At 71.9% G+C, this 6,939-nt stretch carries 8 protein-coding genes; 7 read left to right on the forward strand and 1 reads right to left on the reverse strand.

Features of this window, described 5'->3' with window-relative positions:
• Positions 1-93 precede the first annotated feature (93 nt).
• From AAG827_RS15815 to AAG827_RS15845, 7 genes are all read left to right on the forward strand, one after another.
• On the forward strand, positions 94-336 hold the full coding sequence (locus AAG827_RS15815; protein ID WP_341927112.1) for a ferredoxin: 243 nt from the start codon (positions 94-96) through the stop codon (positions 334-336).
• Complete coding sequence (locus AAG827_RS15820) at positions 329-982, forward strand: hypothetical protein (protein WP_341927113.1); 654 nt, start codon at positions 329-331, stop codon at positions 980-982. Before AAG827_RS15815 ends, AAG827_RS15820 begins: the two co-directional genes overlap by 8 nt.
• Positions 979-2,430, forward strand: coding sequence for an aldehyde dehydrogenase (locus AAG827_RS15825; RefSeq protein ID WP_341927114.1), 1,452 nt, complete (start codon positions 979-981; stop codon positions 2,428-2,430). The genes AAG827_RS15820 and AAG827_RS15825 overlap by 4 nt, the downstream gene beginning before the upstream one ends.
• Positions 2,431-2,515: 85 nt before the next feature.
• Positions 2,516-3,262 carry an SDR family oxidoreductase gene (locus tag AAG827_RS15830; RefSeq protein WP_341927115.1) on the forward strand — a complete coding sequence of 249 codons (747 nt, stop codon included), beginning with the start codon at positions 2,516-2,518 and terminating at the stop codon, positions 3,260-3,262.
• Positions 3,259-4,185 carry an NAD(P)-dependent oxidoreductase gene (locus AAG827_RS15835; protein WP_341927116.1) on the forward strand — a complete coding sequence of 309 codons (927 nt, stop codon included), beginning with the start codon at positions 3,259-3,261 and terminating at the stop codon, positions 4,183-4,185. Before AAG827_RS15830 ends, AAG827_RS15835 begins: the two co-directional genes overlap by 4 nt.
• Complete coding sequence (locus tag AAG827_RS15840) at positions 4,182-4,571, forward strand: carboxymuconolactone decarboxylase family protein (RefSeq protein WP_341927117.1); 390 nt, start codon at positions 4,182-4,184, stop codon at positions 4,569-4,571. Before AAG827_RS15835 ends, AAG827_RS15840 begins: the two co-directional genes overlap by 4 nt.
• Positions 4,493-5,890, forward strand: a complete 1,398-nt coding sequence (locus AAG827_RS15845; protein ID WP_341927118.1) for an alpha/beta hydrolase domain-containing protein — start codon at positions 4,493-4,495, stop codon at positions 5,888-5,890. Before AAG827_RS15840 ends, AAG827_RS15845 begins: the two co-directional genes overlap by 79 nt.
• On the opposite strand, the gene AAG827_RS15850 is transcribed toward AAG827_RS15845, so the two are convergent.
• Positions 5,866-6,939: protein adenylyltransferase SelO family protein (locus tag AAG827_RS15850; protein WP_341927119.1), on the reverse strand; the 1,074-nt coding region annotated here is incomplete at its 5' end. The two genes, AAG827_RS15845 and AAG827_RS15850, sit on opposite strands and share 25 nt — an antisense overlap.

Below are 6,939 nucleotides of genomic sequence, written 5' to 3' on the forward strand. Positions count from 1 at the left end.
CACCTCAACCACCGTGGGGCCTCGCTTCGCTCGCACCTCAACCACTGTGGGGCCTCGCTTCGCTCGCACCTCAACCACCGTGGGGGCGGCGCCGTGCGGGTGATCGCCGACCTGGACCTGTGCCAGGGACACCAGATGTGCCAGGGCGAGGCGCCCGACGTCTTCGGCTTCGACGCGGACGCCGACGTGGTCGTCGTCCTGCAGGAGCACCCCGACGAGTCCCTGCGCCCGCAGGTCCTCGCCGCCGTGAAGTACTGCCCAGCGATGGCGCTGGGTCTCGACAAGCTCGACCAACGAACGCCAGCTGACCAACGAGGAGAGGACGCCGATGACTGACCTGAGCAGGGCTGAGATCGAGGAGTTCTGGGAGACCTGGCTCGAGGTCAACCGGGAGGCCGAGCGCAGCGGCGACTGGCGGGTCCTGGCCGAGTGGTATGCCGAGGACGCCAGCTATGGCTGGATGTACTCCCACGACGAGCACTTCATGGCCATCGGTCGCGACCAGATCCGCGACTGGGCCATCGGCATCGAGATGGACGGCTTCGACGGCTGGCACTACGACTACGTCTGCACGATGATCGACGAGAAGAAGTCGATGGTGCTCGGCTTCTGGAAGCAGCGCTCCGGGATCACCAACGACGCGACCGGTGAGGAGTACGAGGTCCTCGGCATCGGCGGATCCTGGTTCGGCGTCGAGCGACAGACCGACGGCGCCGACGCCGGGCAGGTCAAGATCGCCTGGCAGCGCGACTGGTTCGACATGCCGTCGACCGCCCACACCTTCATGGAGATCCTCGCGGCCGACAAGGCCTCGGAGACCCTGCTCAAGCGGATGTCGGTCTTCGGTCACGAGGTCCCCGGGCACTACCACCTCAAGGACATCCCCTCGACCGTCTGGCCGCCGCCCGTCGAGGCCGGCGACTACGTGGTCTCGACAAGCTCGACCAACGGGGCTGGCTCGACCAACGGGGAAGACGAGTGACCGCGCCCGCCCAGCTGCTGATCGACGGCAAGCTGACCCCCGCGAGCGACGGGGCGACGTACGCCATCCTCAACCCGGCCACGGGTGAGGAGATCGGGCAGGCGCCGGACGCGACCGCCGAGGACGTCGACGCCGCGATCGCCGCGGCCCGTCGCGCCTTCGACGAGAGCGACTGGTCGACCGACGTCGCGCTGCGGGTGCGCTGCCTGCGCCAGCTGCACGAGGCGCTGCTCGGCGAGAAGGTCGCCTTCGAGGCGCTGACCACCGCCGAGGTCGGCATGCCCGGCTTCATGATGGGCGCCGCCGGCTTCGACGTGCCCGTCGAGGGCCTGAAGTGGGTCACCGACCTGCTGGAGACCTATGAGTTCGAGACCGACCTCGGCGTCGCCGCACCCATGGGCATCAAGAGCCGCCGGACCGTGCGGCGCGAGCCCGTCGGCGTCGTCGCCGCGATCACGCCGTGGAACGTGCCGACCCAGATCAACCTCGCCAAGGTCGGGCCGGCCCTGGCCGCCGGCTGCACGGTGGTGCTCAAGCCCGCGCCCGACACCCCCTGGGTGGCCGCCGAGCTCGGACGCCTCGTCGCCGAGCACACCGACATCCCGGCCGGCGTCTTCAACGTCGTCACGCCGCGCTCCAACGAGGTCGCGGCCGTGCTCTCGACCGACCCGCGCATCGACATGGTGTCCTTCACCGGCTCCACCGCGACCGGTCGCGCGATCATGGCGGCCGCTGCGCCGACGCTGAAGAAGGTCTTCCTCGAGCTCGGCGGCAAGTCCGCCGCGATCGCGCTCGACGACGCCGACGTCGCCTCCGTCGCCGGTGCCACCGCCTTCACCGCCTGCATCCACGCCGGCCAGGGCTGCGCGATCACGACGCGGCTGATCGTCCCGCGTGACAAGTACGACGAAGCGGTGCAGGTCGCCGCCGCCACCATGGAGTCGATCGGCGCCAAGGACCCGGCCGACCCCGGAGCCATCTGCGGCCCGGTCATCTCCCAGGTGCAGCGCGACCGCGTGGAGGCCTACCTGCGCCTCGCGGTCGAGGAGGGCGGCACCTTCGCCACGGGCGGCAAGGTCATCGACCAGGCCGGCTTCTGGGTCGAGCCCACGGTCGTCGCGGGCCTCGACAACTCCTCGACGCTCGCGCAGGAGGAGATCTTCGGCCCCGTGCTCGTCGTCATCCCGCACGACGGCGACGACGACGCGGTGCGCATCGCCAACGACTCGGCGTACGGCCTCTCGGGCTCGGTCGACTCCGGCTCGCTCGAGCGCGCCAAGGCCGTCGCCGCCCGCATCCGCACCGGCACGCTATCGGTCAACGGCGGCGTGTGGTTCAGCCCCGACGCGCCGTTCGGCGGCTACAAGCAGTCCGGCATCGGCCGGGAGATGGGCGTGGCCGGCTTCGAGGAGTACCTCGAGACCAAGACCATCGCCGAGCCCGCATGAGTGGTTTCGAGGCTCGCTCCGCTCGCACCTCAACCACCGATACCCGAGCCCGCACCTCAACCACCGTCACTCGAAGGAAGCTCACATGAGACTGAAGGACAAGGTCGTCGTCGTCACGGGCGCGGCCCAGGGCATCGGCGAGGCCTACGCCAAGGCGATCGCGCGGGAGGGTGCGTCCGTCGTGGTCGCCGACCTCAACATCGACTCGGGCGAGCGGGTCGCGAAGGAGATCGAGGCCGAGGGCGGCACCGCGATGTTCGTCGCCTGCGACGTGTCGTCAGCCGAGTCGGCGACCGCGCTGGTCGAGGCGGTCACGGCTGCCTATGGCGGCATCGACGGGCTGGTCAACAACGCCGCGATCTACGGCGAGATGGCCTTCGACCTCTTGATCAGCGTCGACTGGGACTACTACAAGAAGTTCATGAGCGTGAACATGGACGGCGCCCTGGTGATGACCCGCGCGGTCTATCGCTCGATGCAGAAGCGCGGTGGCGGCTCGATCGTCAACCAGAGCTCGACCGCGGCCTACCTCTACTCCGGCTTCTACGGCCTGGCCAAGGTCGGGGTCAACGGGCTCACTCACCAGCTGGCCCACGAGGTCGGCGGGATGGGGATCCGGGTCAACGCGATCGCCCCCGGCCCCACCGACACCGCCGCGACGCGCACCCAGGCCGGCGACGCCGCCAAGGACCTGGTCAAGGGTCTCGCGCTCAAGCGCATGGGCCAGCCCGAGGACATGGTCGGCGCCTGCGTCTTCCTGCTCTCCGACGAGGCGTCGTGGGTGACGGGCCAGATCCTCGCCGTCGACGGCGGACAGACCTTCCGCCCATGACCAGCGTCGGCTTCATCGGGCTGGGCAACATCGGCAAGCCGATGGCGCTGCGGCTCGCCGCCCAGGCACCCGCGCGCGGTCTCACCCTGACCGTGTACGACGTCGCGCCCGAGCCGCTCGCCGAGCTGGAGGCCGCGGGGGCGAAGGTCGCCGGCAGCGTGGCCGAGCTCGCAGCAGACGTCGACGTGCTGTGCGTGATGGTGCGCGACGACGACCAGGTGCGCGACGTTCTCGGTGAGGTGCTCGGGGTCGCGGGCGACCGGCTCACCGTCGTGGTGCACTCGACCGTCGCACCGGCCACGCCCGCCGAGCTGGCCGCCACGGCCGCGCGCCACGGCGTACGTCTCCTGGATGCGCCGGTCAGCGGCGGCTCGATGGGCGCCTCGGCCGGCACGCTGGCGATCATGGTGGGCGGCTCCGACGACGCGTTCGCCGCGGCCCGGCCGGTGCTCGACGCGATGGGGTCCAAGGTGGTGCACGCCGGGCCGATCGGCGCGGGCACGACCTTCAAGCTGGCCCGCAACCTGATGCACTTCGTGGCGTTCACCGCCGCCACCGAGGCGCAGCGCCTCGCCGAGGCGGCCGGGCTGGACCTCAAGGCGTTGGGCGACGTCGTGCGCCACACCGACGCGATCACCGGCGGGCCCGGCGCGATCATGCACCGCGAGACCGCAGCGCCCATCCCGGAGGGCGACTTCTGGCACGGTGTCTTCACCCACGTGCGTGCGCTGGGGGAGAAGGACCTCGGCTTCGCCACCGACCTCGCCGACCAGCTCGGCGTCGAGGTGCCCCTCGCCCGGCTCGCGCTCGAGCGGCTCGGGCCGGGGCTGGGTCTCGACAAGCTCGACCAACGAACGCCAACCGACCAACGGACGCCAGCCGACCAACGAACGCCCTCCGACCACACCGAGGAGTCCGCATGACCGGCAAGTTCGACGACCTCCCGGAGAAGCGCCGGCTGGGCCTGGAGAAGATGGAGCAGGTCTACGGCTTCGACATGACCGACGGTGTCGGCGACTTCTTCGGCCTCACCGTCGAGCACCTCTTCGGCGACATCTGGCAGCGCGAGGGTCTCTCCGACCGCGACCGGCGGCTGCTACTGATCGGGCTGCTCGCCGGCACCGGCGGCGCCGACGTGCTCGGCATCCAGATCCCCGCGGCGCACGCCAACGGCGAGCTCGACGACACCGAGCTGCGCGAGATCGTGATCTTCCTGTGCCACTACGCCGGGTGGCCCAACGGCGCGCGGATCAACTCGATCGTCGAGGAGACCATCGCCAAGGCGGCCCGGGCCAGGGACCGGTCCTGACCACGCTGCGGGCGCTCCCACCCGGCGACGCCGGGATCGCGTCCGCGCGCCCGGGGCCGGACCTGGCGGAGTGGGGCTACACCGAGACCGAGCACGTCGCCAGCGGCACGGCCGTGTCCTACCGCGCCGACGACCTGCCCGCCGACGGTCACTGGTCGCTCGAGGTCGACGACACGGCCGACTTCGCGACGCGCGTCCTCGTGCGGTCGCCGGCCCCCGAGCGCGCGAGCGGCACGCTGGTGGTCGAGTGGCTCAACGTCAGCAGCGGCCAGGACGCCGCCCCCGGGTGGACGTTCTACGCCGAGGAGGTCGTGCGCCGTGGGCACGCCTACGCCGCCGTCTCCGCCCAGCACGCCGGCGTCGAGGGCGGGCTCACCCTGGTCGCGATCGGGGGCCGGGGCAGCCCCGGCCTGCGCGGCGGCAACCCCGAGCGCTACGCCGATCTGACCCACCCGGGCGACGCGTTCTGCTACGACGTCTTCACCTCCGTCGCCCGCGCGGTGGCCGAGTCCCTCGGCTCCACGTGCGTCCTCGCGACCGGTGAGTCGCAGTCGGCCTTCGCCCTCACGTCGTACGCCGACGGCGTGCAGCCGATCACGGGCCTCTTCGACGGCTTCCTGATCCACAGCCGCGGAGGTACGGCGCTGCCGCTGGGCCGTGCCGGCGAGGGCGTCCGGCTGGAGGAGCGGCTGCGCGGCGTCCCGACGCGGCTGCGCACCGACCTCGACGTGCCCGTGCTCGTCGTCCAGACCGAGACCGACCTCTTCGGCTACCTCGACTTCCTGCCGGCCCGCCAGCCCGACCACGACCTGCTGCGGGTGTGGGAGGTCGCGGGCACGGCGCACGCCGACAAGCACGTGATCGGCGACTTCGAGGACTTCCTCGGTTGCTCGCAGCCGGTCAACCGTGGGCAGCAGGTCTTCGTCGTCCGGGCCGCGCTCCACCACCTCGAGCGCTGGGCCCGCGGTGGTGAAGCGGCACCCCAGGCCCCGCCGCTCGACGTGGTCGACGGCGCCTTCGTGCTCGACGACGTCGGCAACGTGACAGGGGGCGTGCGAACCCCCGCGGTGGACGCCCCCGTCGAGGTGCTGTCCGGCACCGAGGTCCCGGGGTCATCGGCCCTGTGCCGCCTCTTCGGGAGCAGCGCGGTGCTGCCGGCCGACCGGATCGGGGCGCGGTGGCGCGATGCCGACCACTACCGGTCCGCCTACGCCGCCGCCGCGGAGCGGGCCGTCGCTCTCGGCTTCGTGCTGGCAGAGGACCGCGAGGCGCTGCTCGCCGACGAGCGGTCGGCTCAGGTGCCGCAGAACGTCTGGTAGTCGCCGAACGAGTCGGGCGCGGGCTCGGCGTAGCGCTCCAGGCCCGCCCTTTCGTCGTACGGCGCACGCACGGCGGCCAGCAGGCTCGCGAGCGGTGCCAGATCACCGGCGGTGGCCGCGGCCAGCGCCTCCTCGACGAGGTGGTTGCGCGGGACGTAGACCGGGTTGACCCGGTCCATCGTCTCCGCGTCGGGCGACACCGCGAGCCAGCGCTCGAGCCACGCGTCGATCCCGGCGAGGTCGAGCACCAGGCCTCGGACCGGCTCGGCGTCGCCGCGGGCGGCGGCGCCCAGGGCGCGGAAGAAGCCGGTGTGGTCGACGTGGTTGGCGCGCATCAGCTCATAGACCTCGTCGACCAGAGCGGTGGCGACGGTGTCGTCGAGCCCGGCGGGCAGGCCGAGCTTGGCGCGGGTGCCGGCCCTCCAGGCCTCGGCGTAGCGGTCGCGGAAGCGACCCAGCCCCTCCACCGCCAGGGCGACGGCCGTCTCCTGGTCGTCGTCGATGAGCGGCAGCAGGGCCTCGGCGAGGCGCGCGAGATTCCACTCCGTGATCGGGGGCTGGTTGCCGAAGGCATAGCGGCCGCCCTCGTCGATCGAGCTGAAGACCGTGGTCGGCTCGAAGACGTCGAGGAAGGCGCAGGGGCCGTAGTCGATGCTCTCGCCCGAGATCGTGACGTTGTCGGTGTTCATCACGCCGTGGACGAAACCCACGCACATCCACTGCGCGACCAGCGACGCCTGGGCGGCAGCGACCGCGTCGAAGAGCGCGAGGTAGGGGTTGTCGGCCTGCGCCGCAGCGGGGTGGTGGCGCGCGATGGCGTGGTCGGCCAGGCGTCGCAGCAGGTCGAGGTCGTCGGTGGCGCGGGCGTATTGGAAGCTGCCCACGCGCAGGTGGCTGCTCGCCGTGCGGGCGAGCACCGCGCCGGGCAGCGGCGTCTCGCGGCGGACGGTCCGGCCCGTGGCGACGACGGCCAGCGCGCGGGTGGTCGGGATGCCGAGGGCGTGCATGGCCTCGCTGACGACGTACTCCCGCAGCATCGGGGCGACCGC

This window comes from Nocardioides psychrotolerans (assembly GCF_943371775.1).
In the GTDB taxonomy this organism is placed as follows: Bacteria; Actinomycetota; Actinomycetes; order Propionibacteriales; family Nocardioidaceae; genus Nocardioides; species Nocardioides psychrotolerans_A.

Bases quoted from the DNA above. Each gene is read 5' to 3' on its own strand.
- AAG827_RS15820 (WP_341927113.1), top strand. From the start codon at position 329: ATGACTGACCTGAGCAGGGCTGAGATCGAGGAGTTCTGGGAGACCTGG.
- AAG827_RS15830 (WP_341927115.1), top strand. From the start codon at position 2,516: ATGAGACTGAAGGACAAGGTCGTCGTCGTCACGGGCGCGGCCCAGGGC.
- AAG827_RS15835 (WP_341927116.1), top strand. From the start codon at position 3,259: ATGACCAGCGTCGGCTTCATCGGGCTGGGCAACATCGGCAAGCCGATG.
- AAG827_RS15840 (WP_341927117.1), top strand. From the start codon at position 4,182: ATGACCGGCAAGTTCGACGACCTCCCGGAGAAGCGCCGGCTGGGCCTG.